Source organism: Micromonospora tarapacensis (assembly GCF_019697375.1).
GTDB classification, from domain to species: Bacteria; Actinomycetota; Actinomycetes; order Mycobacteriales; family Micromonosporaceae; genus Micromonospora; species Micromonospora tarapacensis.
Genome location: NZ_JAHCDI010000003.1, coordinates 905,777 through 927,336 on the forward strand (window position 1 = coordinate 905,777; position 21,560 = coordinate 927,336).

The following is a 21,560-nucleotide window of genomic DNA, read 5'->3' on the forward strand; positions in this document are numbered from 1 at the left end:
CCCGGCGGTGTCGATGCCGGGCCACGCGGGTCGTGGTGGGTCAGGCCACCATCGTGGGTCAGGCCACCATCGAGGCGAAGACGATCACGTTGTCCGGGTAGTCGCCGGTTGCCTCGTCGAACTGCCCACCGCAGGTGACCACCCGCAACCCGGGTCGATCGCTGGGGCCGTACACCCGTTCGGTGGGAAAGGCGTCCTTCGGGTACGAGGCCACCGAGTCGACCCGGAAGGCGGCTGCCCGGCCGTCGGCACGGCTGACGGTGATGGTGTCGCCGGCCTGCAGGGCGCCGAGGGAGAAGAAGACGGCGGGACCGATCGCGGCCGAGTCCACATGCCCCACGATGACCGCGTTGCCCGGCTCGCCCGGGCTCGGACCGGGCTCGTACCAGCCGGCGAGCAGCGCCTGTTCCAGCGGGGGAACCTCGACCGTGCCGTCCGCGTTGGTGCCCAGCGCCATGATGTCCGCGGCGACGCCGATGCGAGGGATGTCGATCGTGGTGGGTGCGGAGCGGGGCAGGCCCGCCGGACCCGGTTCCGCACCATCGAGGTCGGCGTCCGCGAAGGGGGCGGTCGGGGCCGGATCGGGCGTGCCCACCCGCGCCAGGGGCTGCGGTGGACGGACCGCCCCGCCGGTCTTCAGCGAGGCGCCGATCAGCCCGGAACCGACCATGGCGAGCAGGACGACGACGGCGGCGCCGACGGCGCGCCCCGGTCTACCGTGGCGGCCGTCGGCCCCTCTCACCGTCGCGTCAGGCCGCGAACTCATCGGCCCTGCGGCGGCGCATCAGCACGAGGCCACCGAGGGTGGCCGCGCCGACCAGGCTCGCCCCGGCGGTGGCCAGGCCACGGTCGGCGCCGGTGGCCGGGCCGCCGTCACCACCGTCGACCCCGCCGTTCGGCAGGACGACCAGCTCACCCTCGCCGCAGGAGCCCTTCAGCTCGTACGTGCCGGGCTTGGCGTCCTCGGCGACGAGGGCCTCGCCGTAGTAGACGAAGTCCTTCTTGTGCTCCCAGCGGTCCTCCGAGCCGTACTCGCCGGACTCCTCGCCGGTCCACTCGCGCTCGCCCGACCAGCCGCCGGCGTCCGAGCCGTTCTCCTCGTAGCCCTTCCACTCGCTCTCGGACTCCTCGCCGGTCCACTCGCGCTTGTCGCCCTCGTGGCCCTTCCACTCGCTCTCGGACTCCTCGCCGGTCCACTCGCGCTTGTCGCCCTCGTGGTCCTTCGACTCGCGCTTGTCGCGCTCGTGGTCCTTCTTCTCACGGCCACCTTCGGCGTCCTGGCCGTGCTCCTCGCCCTTCCAGTCGCGGCTGGCGTCGTCGGCCATGTCGTCGGCGGCCGCGCCGCCCCCGGCACCGTTGGGGGCCGACCGCGGCGCCGATTCGTGCGCCTCCGGCCGGTCGCCGCCCTGCCAGTCCTCGCCGTTTTCGGCGTCCTTGCTGTCCTTGCCGTCCTTGCTGTCCTTGCCGTCCTTGCTGTCCTGCCAGTCCTTGCCGTCCTCGTAGGAGCCGTCCTCCTCGGCCCAACTCCCGCGGTCGTCGCCCCGGTCCGCACCCTTGTGTGCCGGCTTGAGTTCGACCTTGCCGGTGACCTTGGACCAGACGAAGGCTTCCTCCTGCGGCTCGGCGCAGATCTGCACCAGCTTCACCTCGTCGCCGGCCTTGACGGCGTGTGGCTTGGCGAAGACCTTGCCCTCTTCCTCGTGTGGGTGGCCGTCGGCGAGCGCGACCGACGGCGCGAACGCCAGCAGGGAAGCGCCGCCCAGGGCAGCACCCGCAACGACCTTCCCCAGCATCTTCTTAGCCATGACCTGTGTCACTCCATCCCTGGTTGTCCTGCGGCCGGCAACAACCGAGCCAGAACCGACGTTAGACCGTTTCATGACTTATGCAGGGAAAAATTCGTGTTCTGCCATTAGTTCGATTTGCGGGATCACGGGGCCACTTGACGGGCCCGTGCCGACCTGTCGGGGATAGGGTTGGGCGGGCGCTGTGCCGCTTTGGCTCGTGGACTGCTGGGCGAGGCAAGGCGGTATGGGGTGTTTGTCCGATAGGGTTTCGAAAATATCGAACCATTGCCATGGAAGCGCTCCCATGCAAGAATCGCAGCACGCGGTTGGGAGCCACACCGCACAGGCAGGGTGTCGAGGGCAGCCGGTTCACCGGACGACCACCTGGCCGCCGACCGGCCTGCCGGTCGTCGCACCACCACCAACGCCCGTCCGGGTCGGGCGCTCCCGAAGAATCCCGTTGGCACCGGCGGTCGTCCATGCAGGGCGCCCTCGGGCCACGTGCCGGGCCGTACGCGGATCCGGTCTCGCCCAAGGAGATCAGTGGCATGAATCTGTGGAGAAGGCTGTCCGGCCGACGCCGGGCCGTCGCGCTGGCTGGCGCGAGCGCGCTGGTCGCGGGCGGTTTGGTGACGCTTCCGGTCACCGCGGCGCACGCAGCGACGCAATGCGACGTCGCCTACACGACCAACGACTGGCCGGGCGGCTTCACCGCCAACATCATCATTCGGAACATCGGCGACCCGCTCAACGGGTGGACGCTCGGCTTCACCTTCCCCGACGCCAACCAGCGCGTCACGCAGGGCTGGTCGGCCCGATGGAGCCAGTCGGGCCGCAACGTCACCGCGCAGAACGAGTCGTGGAACGGGTCGCTGGCTACCGGCGGTAGCGCCAACATCGGCTTCAACGGCTCGTGGAGCGGCAGCAACCCGCGGCCGACCTCCTTCACGGTCAACGGGGTGACCTGCAACGGCGGCACGCCGCCGCCGACCACGCCGCCGCCCACGACGCCGCCGACGACCACGCCGCCGCCCACGACGCCGCCGCCGACCACGCCGCCGCCCACGACGCCGCCGCCGACCACGCCGCCGCCCGGCAACAAGGTGGACAACCCGTACGTGAACGCCCAGGGCTACGTGAACCCGGAGTGGAAGGCGAAGGCCGAGTCGGTCAGCGGTGGTAGCCGTATCTCGGACACTCCGACCGGGGTGTGGCTGGACCGGATCGCGGCGATCGAGGGCACCGAGGACAGCCAGTCCAACGGCCCGATGGGCCTGCGTGACCACCTGGACGAGGCGCTACGTCAGAACGCCCAGTACATCCAGGTCGTGATCTACAACCTGCCCGGCCGCGACTGCTCGGCGCTCGCCTCCAACGGCGAACTCGGGCCGGACGAACTGCCCAGGTACAAGGCCGAGTACATCGACCCGATCGCGGCGATCCAGGGTGACGCGAAGTACCGCGACCTGCGGATCATCAACATCATCGAGATCGACTCGCTGCCCAACCTGGTGACCAACACCACGGGCAACGCGGGCGGCACCGCGATGTGCGACACGGTCAAGGCCAACGGCGCGTACGTGGAGGGTGTCGGCTACGCCCTCGCCACGCTGGGCGCGATCCCGAACGTCTACAACTACATCGACGCCGGCCACCACGGCTGGCTCGGCTGGGACAGCAACTTCACCCCGAGCGCCCAGATCCTGCGGGACGCCTCGCGTGCCTCCGGTGCCACCGCCGCCCACGTGCACGGTTTCATCGTCAACACGGCGAACTACTCGGCCCTGCGTGAGCCGTACGCGCTGGTCACCGACTCCGTCAACGGGCAGTCGGTGCGCCAGTCCAGCTGGATCGACTGGAACCAGTACAACGACGAGCTGTCCTTCGCCCAGGCGTTCCGCCAGGAACTGATCGGGCAGGGCTTCGCCAGCAACATCGGCATGCTGATCGACACCTCCCGCAACGGCTGGGGCGGCAGCGCCCGGCCCACCGGTGCCGGCCCGACGACCAGCGTGGACGCCTACGTGGACGGTGGCCGGGTCGACCGCCGCATCCACAAGGGCAACTGGTGCAACCAGGCCGGTGCGGGTCTGGGCGAGCGGCCGACGGCCGCGCCCGAGCCGGGCATCGACGCGTACGTCTGGATCAAGCCCCCGGGTGAGTCGGACGGCTCCAGCCGCGAGATTCCCAACAACGACGGCAAGGGCTTCGACCGGATGTGCGACCCGACCTACACCGGGAACGAGCGCAACGGCAACAACCCCAGCGGTGCCCTGGCGGACGCCCCGATCTCGGGCGCCTGGTTCTCGGCGCAGCTCTCCGAGCTGATGGCGAACGCCTACCCGCCGCTGTCCTGACGGCCAGAGGCACACCCGCCGCCGACAGTAGGTGAGGCGCTGCGGCGGCAGGTCACCCGGGCCCCTGGTCCGACCGCACCGGTCGGACCAGGGCCCTCGTGCCGCCCGCCGCTGCCACCCGCGCGACGTCCGGATGCACCACCCGGCCACCGCGCACGGCGCGGGCTCGGCGTGGGCGTGGTCAGGGCACGGTCTTCTCGATGGCCGCGCGACCGATCTCGTCCAGGTCGCGCCGGGCCCGTGCCACGTTCTCGGCGGTGAGGTCCTGACCCCGCGCCAGCACCAGATCCTCCGGCTCCCAGGGCTGCTCCGCACCGGTACGGATGTTGTCCCCGCCGGCACCGGTGCCGGTCCCCGTCGCCCCCGTGCCGGCCGCGTACGGGTCGGCGATGATGTCCTCGGTGGATCCGTCCCGGGCGGTCTGGTCGTCCGGTCCGGTAAAGGCCGGGGTGTCCGGGTCGGGCCCGCCTCCGGTCATCAGCTGGGGGACAGCGGTGTCGTCGTCCACTGCCGCGGCCACCTCGGGGCGCTCCTCCAGCGGCCGTTCCCGGTCACGATCCGTCATCGTTGCTGCCCTCCTGACTGCCGCGATCTCTCCGGCCCGGGTACCCCCGTGGCGGGTCGCCATGCCTGGCGGCGGCAGGGCGAAGGCGGGCACCCCGATCCGGGACGCCCCCCTTCGTCGACGGTCAGCGGCCGAGCACCCGGTCGAGGAAGTCCCGGTACTCGCGTACGGCCATCCGTAGCCGCTCGGTGTCGGTCGAGCTGGCCTGCTGCCAGCCGCCGAGCTTGTCCTTGTGCTCCGCCAGCGCGGCGGACAGGGCCTGCATCGCCTCGTCGACCAGGGACTGCGCCTCACCGGCCGCCGCCCGGGGGTCGTCCACGAAACGCAGCTGGACGTCGCGCCAGCGGTCCCGGAACCCCTGCGCCGTCCCGTCGTCGAACAGGGTCGCCGCCCCGGCCGGCACGGCCGCCTCGGGCGTACCGTCGTTGCGCGGCTCGGCGTCCGGATCGACCATCGTCGGGGTGGCGCTGCCGTAGCCGGCTCCACCGGCCGCCGCCACGTCGTCGGCGCGAGGTGTCGTCTCCGGCGACGGCGGCCCGGCCCCGGTCACGCCGGGCTGCCCGTCCACATCGTCGTCCGTGCGGCGGTCGCCCGCCCGGTGCGCGTCCGTCCGGTCGGCGACCGCTGCCGGCGACGCCACGTCGGTGTCGTCGAGGTCGTCGGCCAGGTCGTCGTCATCCCGGTCGAACTCGGCGGTCGGGTCCGCGCGCCGTCCCACCCGGTCACCGTCGACCGCGCCGTCGCCCGGCTGCGCGGTGCTCTCCTCGCGCGGGTCGGGCTCGTTCTCGGGGCGCGGATCGGCCAGTGCGGACGCGGCGACCGCCCCACCGACGGTGGTCGCGCCGAAGGCGGTCGGCACGGGGGCCGGTTCGTTGACGTCGGACTGATCCGGGTCGCCGCCCGGACGGCCGTCCCACGGGCGGGCCCGGTCGGCGGCCTCCGACCGGTCACGGTCCGCCGGCTCGTCGACGGCGTCGACGTCCTCGGTCACGTTCCGGTCCTCCGGGTTGGACGGTACTTCCACCGGATCGGAGCGGACGGCCTCCGGGTGGTCGTTGTTGAGCTGTTGCTCTTCCTGCCGCATGGTGGTCTCCTCAGCGGTTCGTGGCGTCGTGGGCGGCGTCGGGGTGGCGCTGTTCCGGCGTCCCGGCCTCGGCCGGCTCCTCGCCGAGCAGGTCGGCGAAGAGGGCGCGGTAGTGGACGACGGCCTGGCGGAGGTCCTCGGTGCTGGCCTCGCCCCGCGAGTTGCGCAGGTGGATCTCGTGGGCGTCCCGGTAGTGGCCGAGCGTGCGGGCGTGCGCGACCGAGAGATGAGCGATCTGGTCGGAGAACTCACCGGTGGGGTAGCCCCGCTCGGCCACGAGCCGGGTGACCAGTTCGTCGGCCTGACCGACGGTCTCGGCGGGGGAGTCGACGAAACGTACCTGGAGTTCCTCCCATGCCTCGGCGTACCGGGCGCGGGCTTCGGGGTCGAGCGGGACCAGTTCGAGTTCGGCGTGCCGGCGTTCCCGGTCCCGCAGCTCCCGCTCGGCCGCGCCGCGGCTGTCCTGCTCGGCGACGACGTGGTCGTACTCCGGACCGAAACGCTGCCGGAGCGCCCGGCGGCGGCCGGCCACGACGAAGGCCGCGGCGACGGCGGCGACCACCAGGATGACAAGGACGGTGACGACTATCTGCGTGGGCGACATGGCTCCTCCTTCGCCTGCAGGTATTCCCTCCCCACACTGATCGCCAATCCCGTTCCGGAACACTTTCCTGGCCCAACCCCGCCCTGGCCGCAGGGGCGGCCGGTCACCGGAAACCGACAGGGTGTGCGGCACCCGGACGTTCGGCAACGTACCGGTAGTCTCGACGGACGGTAGTGCGTCCGGCTCGGATTACGTATCCTGCCCAAGGCGCCCGAGCCGGCGTCCCGGCGGGCAGCCGGGGCGCGCGTCGGCGACGGCGCTGCCCGGCCGTGCCGGAGCCCTTCCAGCCACCCTTCCGGGCGAGGTCCGATTGAACACCCGCGACTGGCCGATCCGCTCGAAGCTGACCGCGTTGGTCGTCGTGCCGGTGACCGCGCTACTGGCACTGTGGATATTCGCGACCACGCTCACCTTCGGGCCGGCGCTCGACCTGCTCGCCGCCCGGACCCTCCTCTACGACCTGGGCAGACCGGGCGAGACGGTGGTGGCCGAGCTGCAACGGGAGCGGCGGCTGTCGGTGGTGTTCCTCGCCTCGCCCCGCACGGAGTGCGGCCAGCCGCCGAGCAACTGCGTGCTGCCGGCGCTGGTGGACCAGCGGGCCCGTACCGACACGGCAATCGCCGAGCTGCGCCGCCGGGTGGCCGGCGACAAGCTGCGTGACGCCGCCGGCGAACTGCTCGAACTCCGGCTGGACCGGTTGATGGGCGAGTTGGACGCGCTGCCCGCGGGACGCGGCTTCATCGACCGCCGGGACCTGGACCGCCCCGGCGTGATCGGTTTCTACAGTGGAACGATCTCGGCCGCGTTCCGGACGTTCTCCGCCCTGGCGAACCTCCCGGATCACGACCTCAACCGGGAGGCGCTGGCCCTGACGGACCTCGGTCGGTCGCGGGAGTTGCTGGGGCAGACCGACGCGCTGCTGGCCGGTGCGCTGACCGCCGGCGGGTTCGCCGACGGCGAGCACACCCTGCTCGTACAGGGCATCGGCAACCAGCGGTTCCTGGCCGAGGCCGCAGTGGCAGACCTGCCCGAGGCGGACCGGGCCGCGTACCAGCGACTGACCGAGCAGGATGCGTTCGGGCGGCTGCGGGCGATGCAGGACGATCTCGTCGCGGCCAGCGGCTCGGCCCGGCCCGGGATCGACGCGCAGGCGTGGCAGACCAGCTACGACACGGTGCAGCGGTCGCTGCGGGACTTCGAGCTGACCCAGGCCGACGCGCTGGCCGACCGGTCCGTGCCGATGGCGGTACGCACCCTGGCCCGGCTGGCCGCTGCCGGGCTGCTCGGCCTGATCGCCGTCGTGCTCTCCCTGGTGGTGGCGGTGCGGGTCGGCCGGTCCCTGGCCCAGCGGCTGACCCTGGTTCGCGGCACGTTGAAGGACGCCGAACAGCGGCTCCCGGACGTGGTGGCCCGGCTGCGCAGGGGTGAGCAGGTGGACGTGGCCCGGGAGGCGTCGGTGGCCGACCGGGGTGCCGACGAGATCGGCCAGGTCGCGCAGGCGTTCACGGAGGTGCAGAAGGTCGCGATCCGCTCGGCCATGGTCGAGGTGAGTCTGCGCCGCGGGCTCAACGACGTCTTCCTCAACATCGCGCGGCGCAGTCAGGGCCTGGTGCACCGGCAACTCGCCGTGCTCGACCGGATGGAGCGCGACGCCGAGGATCCGGACCACCTGGCCGAGCTCTTCCGCGTCGACCACCTGGCCACCCGGCTGCGCCGGCACGCGGAGGATCTGGTCATCCTCGCCGGCGCCGCGCCCGGCCGCGGCTGGCGCAACCCGGTCGCCATGGTGGACCTGATCCGCGGGGCGATCTCCGAGGTCGAGTCGTACGACCGGGTCGACATCACCACCGTGCAACCCGCCGGCACGGTGGGCCGGGTGGTCGGTGACGTCATCCACCTGCTCGCCGAGTTGATCGAGAACGCCACGACATTCTCCCCGCCCGGGTCGCGGGTGGAGATCGTGGGTGAGCACGTCGCCAACGGGTACGCCCTGTCCATCTGCGATCAGGGCCTCGGCATGACCGCGGCGGCCATCGAGGAGGCCAACCGCAAGCTGGCCCGGTCGCCGGAGTTCGACCCCGTCGAGACCGTCCGGCTCGGGCTCTTCGTGGTGGCGCGGCTCGCCGCCCGGCATGATGTGCGGGTCCGGCTGCGCCCGTCGGAAGGCGCCGGCCTCACCGCGGTGGTGCTGATCCCCACCGAGTTGATCACCGAGGAACCGTCGTCGCTGCCCGGCCCGGCAGCGCCGGCGACCGACGACCGGGCCGCCTCCCCGGAACAACGGCGATTGGCCCGGGCGACGCGACTGACCGCGATCCCCGGCCGCGCGCCCGCTCAGGGCCGCGCCCGGAACCGGCGCCGCCCGGCCGCCCACGGCTGGCGGCGTCCTCCGACGCCCCGGCATCCGACCGACGCCCGGCCGCGCCGACCGATGGCTCGACCGTCGGTCCGGCCGAGGCCGACGGTCTGCCCCGCCGGATCCGCCGGCGTGACCGGACCGGTTCGTCGGCCACGGCTGGTTCGTCCGCCGCCGGGCCGGCCGTCGACCCGGCCGGCGCGGGGGTGCCCGCTGCCGGGGTGTCGGCCGGCCCGGCTCCGGCACCGCGTGCCGCGGCGGCCGGAGCCGGCGGCGATCGCGTCGCGGTGGAGGCGCCGACGGTCCAACTGCCGGCGGTGGCAGCCCGGTCCGCGCGGACGGCGATCGACGGCCCCACGGTGCGGCAACCGGTGGTGGTGTCCGGGACGCCGGCCCGGCCGCCCCGCGATCCGGCGTCGCGCAGCCCTGAGGAGGCGCGTCGGGTCATGTCGGCCCTGCAGGCGGGTACCGCCCGGGGTCGGTCGGCCGCAGCCCGCACAGAGGCCCCCACCGGGCCCGGCTCGCCAGCCGTGGATCCGACCGGACGGGTCGGGTCCGCTCCGGTACGCCAGGACCGGAGCACCGGGCAGGCAGAGCCCTCGCCGGGTGCCGAGCCGGTGACTGTGGAACCCCCCACCGCGACTGAGAGGGATGCCTGATGCAATCCACGAGGCAGCGCGCAGATCTCGACTGGTTGCTCGACGATCTGTTGGAGCGGGTGCCGACCGCCCGGCAGGCGGTGGTGCTGTCGGCGGACGGACTCCTGCTGGGCTCCTCCGCCGGAATGGACCGGGCCGACGCCGAGCACCTCTGCGCCCTGGCCTCCGGCCTGTCCAGCCTGGCGCGGGGCGCCAGCCGGCAGCTCACCGGCGGGCCGGTCCGGCAGACCGTGGTGGAGATGGAGTCGGCGTACCTCTTCGTGACGGCGGCGGGGCAGGGCGCGTGCCTGGCGGTCGCCAGCGATGCCGACGCGGACATCGGCCTGGTGGCGTACGAGATGGCGATGTTGGTGACCCGGGTGGGTGAGAACCTCGGGGTGCCGGCCCGGGCGTCGGTGGGTGCCGCCGATGCGGAGTGACCTGCCGGGGCACCAACACGAGTGGCTCGATGACGAGGCCGGGCCGGTGGTGCGACCGTACACGCTCACCGGGGGACGGGTCCGGCACAGCGCGGACGGATTCGACCTGGTCGCGTACGTGTTCGCGAAGCCGGACCCGGATCTCGCCGCCTATCCGGAGCTGCACCCGGAGCACCGGCTGCTGGTGGAACTGGCCGGCCGGGGCACCCCGGTCGTGGAACTCGCCGCCGACCTGGATCTGGCCGTCGGGGTGGTCCGGGTGCTACTTGATGATCTGCTGTCCCGGGGACTGGTCGACATACACCAGCCGCCGCGTGCCACGTACCTGCCCGACAACGACATCCTCAAGGCGGTGGTCGATGGACTCCGTGCGTTATGACGGCGAGCGGCGGGGCCTTCGGGTGCCGATCGCGCTGAAGATCCTCGTCGCCGGCGGCTTCGGCGCCGGCAAGACGACGCTGGTGAGCGCGTTGAGTGAGGTCCGGCCGTTGCAGACCGAGGAGATCCTGACCGGGGCCGGCATCGACACCGACGACATCTCCGGGGTGGAGACCAAGTCGACGACCACGGTGGCGATGGACTTCGGTCGGATCACCATCAACGATGACCTGCAGCTCTACCTCTTCGGCACGCCGGGACAGGACCGGTTCTGGTTCCTCTGGGACGAGTTGGCCTTCGGGGCGCTCGGCGCGGTGGTGCTCGCCGACACCCGCCGGCTGGCCGACAGCTTCCCGTCGATCGACTACTTCGAGCAGCGCGGGATTCCGTTCGTGGTCGGGGTGAACTGTTTCGACGACTCCCGGCGGTTCAGTCTTCAGGCCGTGCGTCGGGCCCTGGACCTCGACCCCGACGTGCCGATGGTGCTCTGTGACGCCCGCGACCGGCAGTCCGGGAAGACCGTGCTGATCTCCCTGGTCGAGCACGTCGCCCGGCAGCGGGGCGAGCCGGTGCCGGCGGCCTGAACCGGCGGGCGACGCTGGTGCGTCGCGGATCGGAGGCCTAACCCGCCGACGTCAGGGGAAGGGTTCCGGTGGACCGACGGAGGAGTCAGCGAAGGGCGGTGTCCGGTGGCAGGTCGAGGTGAGTTCGTTCACATCGGCGGGTACACCCCGCAGAGCGGGGGACGGGCCAGCGGGATCGTCGCCGCCCGGCGTGATCCACGCACCGGCGAACTGAGTTCGCCGGGCACGGTGGCGGTCACCGCGTCTCCGTCCTTCCTCGCCCGCCATCCGATGCTGCCGGTGCTGTACGCGGTCAACGAGCTGCCCGACGGTCAGCTCAGCGCCTGGCGGGTCGGTGCCGACGGCGACCTGTCCGCGGTCGGCTCGTGGGCGACCGGCGGGGCCGAGCCGTGTCACCTGGCGGTCGCGCCGGACGGCGGGCACCTCTTCGTGGCCAACTACGGCGGCGGCAGCGTGACGGTGTTCCCGCTCGACCCACAGGGGTCGCCCGGCGAGCGCACCGACCTGGTGGAACACCAGGGGCGCGGGGCCGACCCCGAGCGTCAGGAGCGGGCGCACGCGCACATGGTCTCGCCGGGCACCGGCCGGGCGCCGTTGTTCGCGGTCGACCTGGGCACCGACTCGATCTACCGGTACGACCTGGACGCCGCCTCGGGGCGCCTGGTGCCCCGGGCTCCCCGGGTGCGGACGGCACCCGGCGTGGGGCCCCGGCATCTGGCCCGGCACCCGGACGGGCGACGTTGCTACGTCTCCGGCGAGTTGGACGGTTCGGTCCTGGCGTACCAGCTGACCGACGACGGCGCCCTGCACCAGCGGGGGCGGGTCGACGCCAGCGACCGGGCCGGGCACGTCCAGCCGTCCGAGGTCGCCGTCGGGCCGGACGGTCGGTTCCTCTACGTCTCGAACCGGGGCGTGGGTACCGTGACGGTCTTCGCTCTCGGTGCGGGCCTGCCGGAACTGGTCGAGGAGGTGGAGACCGGCGGCGAGTGGCCCCGTCACTTCGCGATCGCCGGGGAGCACCTCTACGTGGCCGACGAACGGGCGGACATGGTGCGCACCTTCCGCGTCGATCGGGAGACCGGTGTGCCGGTGGCGGTCGGCGAGCCATTGACGGTTGCGAGTCCTACTTGCGTTCTGCCCTGATCGTGGGCCTCAGGTATGGATCTATCCACATTGCGCCGCTGATTCATCACTCAAAGTAACTGAATCGTGGTGAACTGTTTCTCCTCTGTAACTTTCGTCCGAACGGCCATGGCAGTCCATCGGTCGGGTACGCAAGATGGTCTGCGTGTCATCAGGCCGCCATCGCATGCGTTCAAGTATTCACGGTGCCGCCGCCGCAGCCGCGGTCGGCGTGCTCGTCGTCACCGCTGGTGGGTGGGTGGGCTATCGCCAACTTGCCGGCCAGGACTGCTCGGGCAAGATCGAGCTGTCCGTCGCGGTGGCGACCGAGCTCGCCCCGGCGGTCGACCAGGCTGCTTCGGACTGGGAGGCCAAAGGCGCCGCCGTCGACGGCACCTGCATCGACGTGACCGTCGCGGCCTCCGACCCGGTCGAGGTGGCCGCGGTGGTGGCGGCCAAACACGGCGCCACCCTCGCCGGGGTGGGGCAGGCGAGCGGCACGGCGGTGAGTCCGGACGTCTGGATCCCGGACTCCTCGACCTGGTTGCTCCGGCTCAAGACCGGTGGCGCGGCGGCCTTCGAACCCGGTAACGGCGCGTCCGTGGCGAGCAGCCCGGTGGTGGTCGCCATGCCCGAGCCGATCGCCACCCGACTGGGTTGGCCGCAGAAGGAACTCGGCTGGACCGAGTTGCTGACCCGGGTGAACAGCGACCGGCCGCTGAAGACGGGCATCGTGGAGCCGACCCGTGACGCCGCCGGCCTGTCCGGCCTGCTGTCGCTGATGACCGCCGCAGCGTCCGCCGGCGGCGAGACCGCCGAGCAGGACCGCATCGGCGCGCTCCGCGCGCTGGCCTCGGGCTCCTCGGCGCTGCGCCAGGATCTGCTGGCCAAGTTCCCGACGGCCACGGACGCCACCACTCTGGCGAGCGCGCTCAGCGCGGCGGCGCTCTCCGAAGAGGACGTCATCGAGTACAACGCCAAGCAGCCGCCGGTGCCCCTGGCCGCGCTCTACCTGAAGCCGTCGCCGTTGCCGCTGGACTACCCCTACGCGGTGCTGCCCGGCGTCGAGCCGGCCAAGGCGTCCGCCGCGCGGGTGCTGTTCGAGGTGCTCACCACGGCATCGTTCCAGGACAAGCTGGCCGCGCAGTCGCTGCGCGGGCCGGACGGCAACTGGGGCGCCGGCTTCAACGCGCCGCAGGGTGCGCCGAGCCCGGCCGGCGGCGACGCCTCCGCCGCGCCCCCGCCGCAGGGCGGCATCGCCGCCGGCGGGCTGGCGCCCGACGCGGTGGAGCGGGCCGTGTCGAGCTGGTCCATCGCCACCCTCTCCGGCCGGATGCTGAGCATCATCGACGTCTCCGGTTCGATGAAGAACGCCGTCCCGACCGCCAACGGGGCGACCCGGCAGCAGGTCACCACGGAAGCCGCCCGACGCGGGCTGAACCTGTTCGACGACTCGTGGTCGATCGGCCTGTGGGTCTTCTCGACCAACCTGGTGGGCTCGCGCGACTACCGCGAGGTGGTTCCCATCGGTCCGCTCTCGCGCCAACGCAGCGAACTGGAGCGGGGCCTGGACCAGGTCGTCTCGTCAAGCGGCGACACCGGCCTGTACGACACCCTGCTGGCCGCCTACAAGGACGTCCAGCAGAACTGGGAGCCGGGCAAGGTCAACTCGATCGTGCTCTTCACCGACGGCAAGAACGAGGACGCCGACGGCATCTCGCAGCGGCAGCTGATCGCCGAGCTGGAGCGGATCAAGGACCCGGAGCAGCCGATCCAGGTGATCATCATCGGTATCGGCACCGAGGTCAGCAAGTCGGAGCTGGACACGATCGCGCAGAGCGCCGGCGGCGGTGCCTTCGTCGCCGCCGACCCCACCAAAATCGGTGATATTTTCCTCCGGGCCATCGCGCTGCGCAAGGCACCCGCCTGAGCAGAGACTCAGGAAAGGGGGCGGTGGCACCGGAGAAACCGGTACCACCGGCCCCTTTCCGGTCGCTCCGCCGCCGAAACTGACGGCAATACGTCCGAAGCAATCGGTCGTCGTGGTTGCCAGGGCAGGATGTCGTTCGTGCACCGGCAGATCCGGCCTCCGACCGGGCCGGGCAACCTGCGCCGTCGGCGAGCGAAGGGGAGGGCCGGGTGACCTCGGCGACGCTGTTGACCCCAGCCAGACCGTCATCGCGACCGGAGCACCTCTCGACATCAAGGCGGTCGGTACGCACCGACCAGCGGGCCTACGTGCGGGCCCTGGTCGTGCTGGACGCCGCCGTCCTGACCGTGGCAGTGCTCGCCGGATACGCTGCCCGATTCGGTGATTCCGTGCCCCGCGAGCCGGTGCCGTACGTCCTGGTCGCCCCCGGGCTCGTGCTGGCGTGGCTCGTCTCGCTGAAGGTGCTGCGCTGCTACGACGACCGGGTGATCGGCTACGGCGCGGACGAGTACCGGCGGGTGAGCATGGCCAGCCTCCGGCTGGCCGGCGCCACCGCCATCGCGGGTTACGTCGCCGACGTCGGTGTCTCCCGGGGCTTCCTGGCGATCTCCTTCGCCGTCGGCACGGTCGGTCTTGAGGTGGCCCGCTTCGCCGCTCGAAAGCGTCTGCACCGGGCCCGTTCGCAGGGAGTGGGCTGGTCGCGGCGGGTGCTGGTGGTCGGCGACACCGCCCACGTGCTGGAGCTGGTGCACACCCTGCGACGCGAGCCGTACGCCGGCTACCAGGTCGTCGGTGCCTGCATCCCGGACGCCCTGCTGGCTCCGGTCGCCCAGCGACTCGACGACGTCCCGGTGGTCGGTTCGTTCCGTGGTATTCCCGAGGCCGCCGCGGCGATCGGCGCAGACACGGTCGCCGTCACGGCCTGCGGTGAACTCACCGCCACCCGGCTGCGCCGACTCGGCTGGCAGTTGGAGGGCACCGGCATCGACCTGGTGCTGGCCCCGGCACTGACCGACGTCGCGGGCCCACGCATCCATACCCGTCCGGTTGCCGGCCTGCCACTGATCCACGTGGAGGCCCCCGAGTTCCGCGGTGCCCGCAAGCTGGTGAAGGGGCTCGTCGACCGGTCGGCGTCGCTGGTCGCGCTCGGCCTGCTGCTGCCGCTGCTGGCGGTCATCGCGCTGGCCGTCAAGCTGAACAGCCGCGGTCCCGTGCTGTTCCGGCAGACCAGGGTCGGGCAGGGCGGCCGGGAGTTCGGGGTCTTCAAGTTCCGCACCATGGTCCTCAACGCGGACGCGCTGCTGGCGGAGTTGGCCACCCGCAACGAGACCGACGGCCTGATGTTCAAGATGCGGGACGACCCGCGGGTGACCCGCGTCGGCCGGCTGTTGCGCAAGTGGTCGCTGGACGAGTTGCCGCAACTGGTCAACGTCCTGCTGGGGCAGATGAGCCTGGTCGGCCCCCGGCCACCGTTGCCCGCCGAGGTCGCCCGCTACGACGGGGACGTCGCCCGCCGGCTGCTGGTCAAGCCGGGCATGACCGGGCTCTGGCAGGTCAGCGGCCGGTCGGATCTGAGCTGGGAGGACGGCATCCGGCTCGATCTCTACTATGTGGAGAACTGGTCGCTGGCGGCCGACCTGACGATCCTGTGGAAGACCTTCGGCGCGGTGGTCAACAGCCGCGGCGCGTACTGACCCCACCGTCTCACGGCTGCGGGCCGAACCAGTCCAGGCAGACCACGACGGCGTCGTCGGTGAGGTCGCTGGCGACGAAGGCCCGCAGGTCGCCGAGGAGGGAACGGACCGCGTCCAGCGGCGTCATCGGCGTCGTCCGGCGCAACATCCGGTCGAGTGCTGTCTCGCCGTACCGTACGTTGCGTCCGGTGGCGTCGACCACCCCGTCGCTGATCATGAACAGCCGGTCGCCGCGCTGGAGCTGGATGTGCTGCTCCCGGTAGTTGGTCGCTTCGAACATGCCGAGTGGAAACTGCGCCTCCAGCGGCTGCACGCTGACCTCGCCGGCGCGCAGCAGCACGAGCTGGCGTCGACGGCGGTGAGCAGGCCGGTGCGCAGGTCGAGTTCGAGCAGCAGGGTGGCGAGTGCTGCTCGCCCCGGTGCAGGTCGTAGATCGCCTGGTCGGCCAGCGCGGCCTGGTCGGCCAGCGGGATGCCGGCCCGGCGGGCGTTGCGCAACGCGCCGGTGGCAAGGGTGGTGAGCATCGAGGCGACGACCCCCTCACCCATGCCGTTGATCGTCGCGAGCCAGACCCGCTCGCCGTCGTCGGACCAGTCGAAGCTGTCACCGCGCACCGCGTACGCCGGTTCCAGCTGGCCGGCGAGGCTGAAGGACGGGCGGAGACGGCTGCGCCCCGGCAGCAACTCCCACTGCATCTCGGCCGCCAGGGTCAGCCGCCGGCTGCGCCGGGCCACGCGGTACACGTCGGTGCCGGCGTCGACGGCGGTCAGTTCGTGCGCCAGCGCGGTGGCGATGTCGGCCAACTCGGCCAGGTGCCGCTCGTCGGCGACCGGCCCGACCCGGAGCACACCACGCTGTTCCCCGCGCATGCTCACCGGCAGGTATCCGGTGCCGTCGGCGTACCTCGGGCTCTGATGGTCGAAGCACCGCCAGGCGGGATGTCCGGGCGCCGTCACCTCGTCCCCGCCGGTGAGTGTGATCAGTGCCGCCAGCCGGTAGTCGACCTGGAGAAGCTCGGTGTCGGTGATGCCGTACTCCCGCTCCAGCAGCGCCGCGATGCGCGTGACGAGGAGATCCACGGGGGCGTCGGTGCAGGCGGCGCGGGCCAGGTCGACCGGTTCGCTCATGGTCTCTCCTTGATCACGAGCCCATTCACCCACAGAATCGGAGTACGCTCGGGCCCACCATGGCGGAACTGCATGGTCCATCGGGACCCGAGATGAGTATGGCGGCCGAGCTGGACGCCGCGGCAGGCGCCCTCCTGACCGTGTGGGACGGCGCGCGGGAGCGGACGGCCAACCGCATCTCCACCGCCCAGCTCCGTGCGGTCATGCTCGTCGAACGGCAGGACGGGATCAACCTGCGCCGGCTCGCCGCCGGTCTGGACATGCTGCTCTCTTCGGCCAGCCGGCTCTGCGACCGGCTGGTCGCCGCCGGGATGCTGGAGCGGGAGCCGGGTCGCGCCGACCGGCGGGAGATCTCGCTGCACCTGACCGCAGAGGCCCGGCGGCTGCTGGCCGAGCTGCGTGAGGATCGTCGCCAGCACCTGGCGGAGATCCTCTCCGACATGAGTCCCGAGGCTCGCGAGGCGCTGCTGCGAGGGCTGCGGGAGTTCGACGAGGCGGCCCGGGCGCGGGTCGTCCAGCCGGTGTCGCCGCTGGTGCCCGAGCCCGGGGAAGCACACGCGAAGCGGCTGCCCGAGGCCCGGGGCGGAGTCGACCCGTCGTCGCGGGGCTGGCCGGCAGGGGAGGCCGCCTCCGTGTTCCGGACGGCCTGACCTGTCGCCTGGGCAGGTGAGCCGGGGCCTCGTCCGCACTCCGCGGATCACGGGGTGGTTGCCTTCGGGTAAGGGCACCGAGGCGTCGCCGGGCGCTGCCGCCGAGCCGTCGGCGGCGGGCGCTGCCGCCGTGCCGGCCTCCGCCTCGGCTCCACCGAGGACCTCGGCCCAGGCCCGGAGCTGGCCTAGAGCCGGGCCAGCCAGCCGGCCGGACGCGCGATGATCCGACGCACCACCGAACCGGCCGCGCCGACCGCGGCGGCGGTGGCGCCGAGGAGGCCGGTCGGACGGTGACCGGTGACCAGGCCGCGGTGAGCACCCGGCGCTCGATCTCGGCGAGCACCGGTGGCCGCAGCCACGGGGTGAGCGGGGCGTAGCCACCGCCGAGCACCACGGTGTCGAGGTCCAGCAGGTTGACCACGCTGGCCACGGTGACCCCGATCGCGGTTCCCGCCTCGGCGAGGGCGTGCAGCACGGCTGGTTGCCCGGCCTCGGCGAGTTGGGCCAGCCGGGTCGGGGCCGTGTCCGCGGGCAGGTCGGCGCCGACCAGGCCGGCGGCGGACAGGATCGCCTCCTGCCCGGCGTAGAGCTCCAGGCAGCCACGGCCGCCGCAACGGCAGGGCGGTCCGTCCGGCCGGACCGGGATGTGTCCGATCTCGCCGCTCCAGCCGCGGGCACCCCGGAACAACGCACCGTCGAGGACGATTCCGGCGCCGATGCCGACCTCGCCGGAGATGTGCAGGAAACTGCCCGGGCCGCCCCCGGCGTGCAACTCGCCGAGGGCGGCGAGGTTGGCCTCGTTGTCCACCACCAGGGCCGGCACGCCGACGACCGTCTCGGTCAGCGGGGGATGGCCGGCCAGCAGTTCCGGCACCGGCACGTTCCGCCAGCCCAGGTTCGGCGCGAGGCGTACCCGGCCGGCGCTGTCGACCAGCCCCGGCACGCCGAGCGCCGCACCGGCCAGGGTCAGGCCCTGTGCCTCGGCGTCGGCGCGGGCTCGGGCGGCGAGCTGGGCGAGCCGGCCCAGCGCGTCGGCGGGCGAGACAGGGCGCAGGTCGGCCCGGCGTATCGTGTGGTGGCGAACCTCACCGGCGAGATCGACGACGCACGCGGCCAGGTAGTCGACGTTGATCTCCAGACCGAGCCCGGCCGGGCCGTCGTCGGCGAGCACGAGGCCGCGGGCCGGGCGGCCGGCGCCGGCGCGCGGGGTCGGCTCGGCCTCGGTGACCAGCCGGCCGGCGACCAGATCCTCCACCACGGCCGAGACGGTGGCCCGGGTCAGGCCGGTTTCGGCGGCCAGCGCGGCCCGTGACGGCGGGCGGCGGGCGGCGGCGATCCGGCCGAGCACGAGGGCGAGGTTCAGTTCGCGCAGGCTGCCCTGCCGCACCGCACCGACGGGCGCTGCTGGTCGGGTCACCCCTTGACACTGCCACATCGTGGTCATTTAATTCAACCACTGAACAAATAGCGGACGACACCACCGGAGGTCTGCCATGGCACCCCGTCCCACTCCTGCCGACAAGTTCTCCTTCGGGCTCTGGACGGTCGGCTGGCAGGGCCGCGATCCGTTCGGCCACGCCACCCGAGAAGCGTTGGACCCGGTGGAGTCGGTGCACCGGCTCGCCGAGCTCGGCGCGTACGGCGTCACCTTCCACGACGACGACCTCGTCCCGTTCGGCGCGGACACCGCCTCGCGGGACGCCCAGATCGCCCGGTTCCGCAAGGCGCTCGACGAGACCGGTCTGGTGGTGCCGATGGTCACCACCGACCTCTTCCAGCAGCCGGTCTTCAAGGACGGCGGATTCACCAGCAACGACCGCAGCGTCCGCCGCTACGCGCTGCGCAAGGTGCTGCGCAACATCGACCTCGCCGCCGAGCTGGGTGCCCGTACCTTCGTCATGTGGGGCGGCCGGGAGGGCGGCGAGTACGACGTGGCCAAGGACGTCCAGGCCGCGCTGGAGCGCTACCGTGAGGCCGTCGACCTGCTCTGCCAGTACGTCGTCGACCGCGGTTACGACCTGCGCTTCGCCCTGGAGCCGAAGCCCAACGAGCCGCGCGGCGACATCCTGCTGCCCACCGTCGGCCACGCCATCGCGTTCATCTCCACCCTGGCCCACCCGGACCGGGTCGGGGTCAACCCGGAGGTCGGCCACGAGCAGATGGCCGGGCTGAACTTCGTCCACGGCATCGCCCAGGCGCTCTGGCAGGGCAAGCTGTTCCACATCGACCTCAACGGCCAGCGGGGCATCAAGTTCGACCAGGACCTGGTCTTCGGCCACGGCGACCTGCTCAACGCGTTCGCCCTGGTCGACCTGCTGGAACACGGCGGTCCGGCCGGCGGTCCGGCGTACGACGGGCCGCGGCACTTCGACTACAAGCCGTCCCGCACCGAGGACATCGACGGGGTCTGGGCCTCGGCCGCGGCGAACATGAGCACCTACCTGCTGCTCAAGGAGCGGGCCGCGGCGTTCCGGGCGGACCCGGAGGTGGCCGAGGCGCTCGCCGCGAGCAAGGTCGACGAACTGGCCGTACCGACCCTGGGCGACGGCGAGGGCTACGCCGAACTGCTCGCCGACACCGCCGCCTTCGAGGAGTTCGACGTCGAGGCGACCGCCGCCCGTGGCTTCGGCTTCGTCCGGCTGAACCAACTCGCCGTCGAGCACGTGCTCGGCGCGCGCTGAGGCGGTCGACATGCCGCTCGTCGCCGGGGTGGACTCCTCCACCCAGTCCTGCAAGGTGGTCGTCCGGGACGCGACGACCGGCGCCCTGGTCCGGCAGGGCCGGGCGCCGCACCCGGACGGCACCGAGGTCGACCCGTCGGCCTGGTGGTCCGCCCTCCAGACGGCGGTCGACGCCGCGGGCGGCCTGGCCGATGTCGCCGCCGTCTCGGTGGCGGGCCAGCAGCACGGCATGGTCTGCCTGGACGAGGCGGGCCAGGTGGTCCGGCCCGCGCTGCTGTGGAACGACACCCGGTCCGCCGGGTCCGCCGCCGAGCTGGTCGAGGAGGCCGGCGGTGGGCAGGCTGGGCGCCAGTTCTGGGCCGACGCCGTGGGTAGCGTGCCGGTGGCCAGCTTCACCGTCACCAAGCTGCGCTGGCTGGCCCGGCACGAGCCGGCGAACGCCGACCGGGTGGCGGCGGTCTGCCTGCCGCACGACTGGCTGACCTGGCGGTTGGCCGGCGCACCCGGGCTGGACGCGCTGCGCACCGACCGCAGCGACGCCAGTGGCACCGGCTACTGGTCCCCGGCCACCGGCGAGTACCGCCCCGACCTGCTGGAGCGGGCGCTGGGCCGGACGGTGCGGGTGCCGACCGTGCTGGGTGCCGCCGGGACCGCCGGCGAGCTGCCGGGCGGGGCACTGCTCGGGCCCGGTGCCGGAGACAACGCCGCCGCCGGGCTCGGAGTGGGTGCCGGCCCCGGCGACGTCGTCGTGTCGATCGGCACCTCGGGCACCGTGTTCAGCGTCGCCGACGCTCCGGCGGCCGACCCGAGCGGGATCGTGGCCGGCTTCGCGGACGCCACCGGCCGCTTCCTGCCGCTGGTCTGCACGCTCAACGCCGCCCGGGTGCTCGACGCCGCGGCCGGCATGCTGCGGGTGGGGCTCGACGAACTCGCCGGGCTGGCGCTGTCCGCGCCACCCGGCGCGGACGGGCTGGTCCTCGTGCCCTACCTGGAGGGTGAACGCACCCCGAACCGGCCGCTGGCCACCGGCGCGGTGCACGGGCTGACGCTGCGCACCTCGACCCCGGCACACCTGGCCCGGGCGGCCGTGGAGGAATGCTCTGCGCGCTCGCCGACGGGCTCGACGCGCTCGCCGCGCAGGGCGCGACGGTACGACGGGTGATCCTGGTCGGCGGCGGGGCCCGCTCGGCGGCGGTACGCCGGATCGCCGCGCAGGTCTTCGGCTGCCCGGTGGTCGTCCCGCCGCCCGGCGAGTACGTCGCCGACGGCGCCGCCCGGCAGGCCGCCTGGCTGGCCCTGGGCGGGGCGGCGCCGCCGTCGTGGACGCCGTCCGGCACCGAGGAGTACGCGGCCGAGCCGGTCCCGGCCATCCGGGAGCGCTACGCGCAGGCCCGGGAGCGCCACCTGGACCGCCCGGCACAGGGTTGAGCGGGCCCGATCCCGGATCGAGTGGCCTCGCTGTCGCGGGGTACCACTCGGTCCGGGATCGAGCACGATGTCGTGCCGCGCGTCTCGCGACCACCGAAGGAAGGGCGTTGGCCGACGCGCGCGACCCCGGTCGGC

General features: G+C 72.8%; 17 protein-coding genes and 2 pseudogenes. 12 read left to right on the top strand and 7 right to left on the bottom strand.

What is annotated here, in order from left to right:
- Positions 1-58: 58 nt before the first annotated feature.
- Both KIF24_RS05105 and KIF24_RS05110 read right to left on the bottom strand, forming a co-directional pair.
- Complete coding sequence (locus tag KIF24_RS05105) at positions 59-766, bottom strand: class F sortase (protein WP_221082960.1); 708 nt, start codon at positions 764-766, stop codon at positions 59-61.
- On the bottom strand, positions 750-1,805 hold the full coding sequence (locus KIF24_RS05110) for a hypothetical protein (protein ID WP_221082961.1): 1,056 nt from the start codon (positions 1,803-1,805) through the stop codon (positions 750-752). Before KIF24_RS05110 ends, KIF24_RS05105 begins: the two co-directional genes overlap by 17 nt.
- A gap of 530 nt (positions 1,806-2,335) precedes the next feature.
- Between KIF24_RS05110 and KIF24_RS05115 the strand changes: the two genes are divergently transcribed.
- Complete coding sequence (locus tag KIF24_RS05115) at positions 2,336-4,144, top strand: glycoside hydrolase family 6 protein (protein ID WP_221082962.1); 1,809 nt, start codon at positions 2,336-2,338, stop codon at positions 4,142-4,144.
- A gap of 181 nt (positions 4,145-4,325) precedes the next feature.
- On the opposite strand, the gene KIF24_RS05120 is transcribed toward KIF24_RS05115, so the two are convergent.
- From KIF24_RS05120 to KIF24_RS05130, 3 genes are all read right to left on the bottom strand, one after another.
- Positions 4,326-4,709 (bottom strand): hypothetical protein, encoded by a 384-nt coding sequence (locus KIF24_RS05120; protein WP_221082963.1) that lies wholly within the window; start codon positions 4,707-4,709, stop codon positions 4,326-4,328.
- Positions 4,710-4,833: 124 nt separating this feature from the next.
- A complete protein-coding gene (locus tag KIF24_RS05125) occupies positions 4,834-5,793 on the bottom strand; it encodes a hypothetical protein (protein WP_221082964.1) in 960 nt (319 codons plus the stop codon).
- A 10-nt stretch (positions 5,794-5,803) separates the two neighbouring features.
- The gene (locus KIF24_RS05130; RefSeq protein WP_221082965.1) at positions 5,804-6,397 is read right to left on the bottom strand and encodes a hypothetical protein; all 594 of its coding nucleotides are present in this window, start codon (positions 6,395-6,397) and stop codon (positions 5,804-5,806) included.
- A 310-nt stretch (positions 6,398-6,707) separates the two neighbouring features.
- Here KIF24_RS05130 and KIF24_RS05135 point away from each other — a divergent pair, with 310 nt between their 5' ends.
- The 7 genes from KIF24_RS05135 to KIF24_RS05165 all read left to right on the top strand — a co-directional run bounded on the left by KIF24_RS05135 (position 6,708) and on the right by KIF24_RS05165 (position 15,539).
- Complete coding sequence (locus KIF24_RS05135; RefSeq protein WP_230414875.1) at positions 6,708-9,374, top strand: ATP-binding protein; 2,667 nt, start codon at positions 6,708-6,710, stop codon at positions 9,372-9,374.
- Positions 9,375-9,411: 37 nt separating this feature from the next.
- Positions 9,412-9,831 carry a roadblock/LC7 domain-containing protein gene (locus tag KIF24_RS05140; protein ID WP_221082966.1) on the top strand — a complete coding sequence of 140 codons (420 nt, stop codon included), beginning with the start codon at positions 9,412-9,414 and terminating at the stop codon, positions 9,829-9,831.
- Positions 9,821-10,210 (top strand): DUF742 domain-containing protein, encoded by a 390-nt coding sequence (locus KIF24_RS05145; RefSeq protein ID WP_221082967.1) that lies wholly within the window; start codon positions 9,821-9,823, stop codon positions 10,208-10,210. Before KIF24_RS05140 ends, KIF24_RS05145 begins: the two co-directional genes overlap by 11 nt.
- Positions 10,191-10,793, top strand: coding sequence for a GTP-binding protein (locus tag KIF24_RS05150; RefSeq protein ID WP_221082968.1), 603 nt, complete (start codon positions 10,191-10,193; stop codon positions 10,791-10,793). The genes KIF24_RS05145 and KIF24_RS05150 overlap by 20 nt, the downstream gene beginning before the upstream one ends.
- A 105-nt stretch (positions 10,794-10,898) precedes the next feature.
- Positions 10,899-11,936, top strand: a complete 1,038-nt coding sequence (locus KIF24_RS05155; protein ID WP_221082969.1) for a lactonase family protein — start codon at positions 10,899-10,901, stop codon at positions 11,934-11,936.
- A 145-nt stretch (positions 11,937-12,081) separates the two neighbouring features.
- Positions 12,082-13,845, top strand: a complete 1,764-nt coding sequence (locus KIF24_RS05160; RefSeq protein WP_221082970.1) for a substrate-binding domain-containing protein — start codon at positions 12,082-12,084, stop codon at positions 13,843-13,845.
- A 209-nt stretch (positions 13,846-14,054) separates the two neighbouring features.
- On the top strand, positions 14,055-15,539 hold the full coding sequence (locus KIF24_RS05165) for a sugar transferase (RefSeq protein ID WP_221082971.1): 1,485 nt from the start codon (positions 14,055-14,057) through the stop codon (positions 15,537-15,539).
- A gap of 10 nt (positions 15,540-15,549) precedes the next feature.
- Here KIF24_RS05165 and KIF24_RS32205 read toward each other — a convergent pair whose 3' ends face one another.
- Positions 15,550-15,819, bottom strand: a complete 270-nt coding sequence (locus KIF24_RS32205) for a SpoIIE family protein phosphatase (protein WP_230415237.1) — start codon at positions 15,817-15,819, stop codon at positions 15,550-15,552.
- Between the two features lie 266 nt (positions 15,820-16,085).
- Between KIF24_RS32205 and KIF24_RS32210 the strand changes: the two genes are divergently transcribed.
- On the top strand, positions 16,086-16,454 hold the full coding sequence (locus KIF24_RS32210) for a hypothetical protein (protein WP_230414879.1): 369 nt from the start codon (positions 16,086-16,088) through the stop codon (positions 16,452-16,454).
- A 304-nt stretch (positions 16,455-16,758) separates the two neighbouring features.
- Positions 16,759-17,316, top strand: a complete 558-nt coding sequence (locus tag KIF24_RS05175) for a MarR family winged helix-turn-helix transcriptional regulator (RefSeq protein ID WP_230414880.1) — start codon at positions 16,759-16,761, stop codon at positions 17,314-17,316.
- Positions 17,317-17,501: 185 nt separating this feature from the next.
- Here KIF24_RS05175 and KIF24_RS05180 read toward each other — a convergent pair.
- Positions 17,502-18,760: pseudogene (locus KIF24_RS05180) on the bottom strand (ROK family protein).
- A gap of 49 nt (positions 18,761-18,809) precedes the next feature.
- Between KIF24_RS05180 and xylA the strand changes: the two are divergent.
- Positions 18,810-19,997: a xylose isomerase gene (xylA, locus tag KIF24_RS05185; protein WP_221082972.1), complete on the top strand. Its 1,188-nt coding sequence runs from the start codon at positions 18,810-18,812 to the stop codon at positions 19,995-19,997.
- 10 nt (positions 19,998-20,007) lie between these two features.
- Positions 20,008-21,425, top strand: a pseudogene (gene xylB, locus KIF24_RS05190) (xylulokinase).
- The last annotated feature ends 135 nt before the right edge of the window (positions 21,426-21,560 follow it).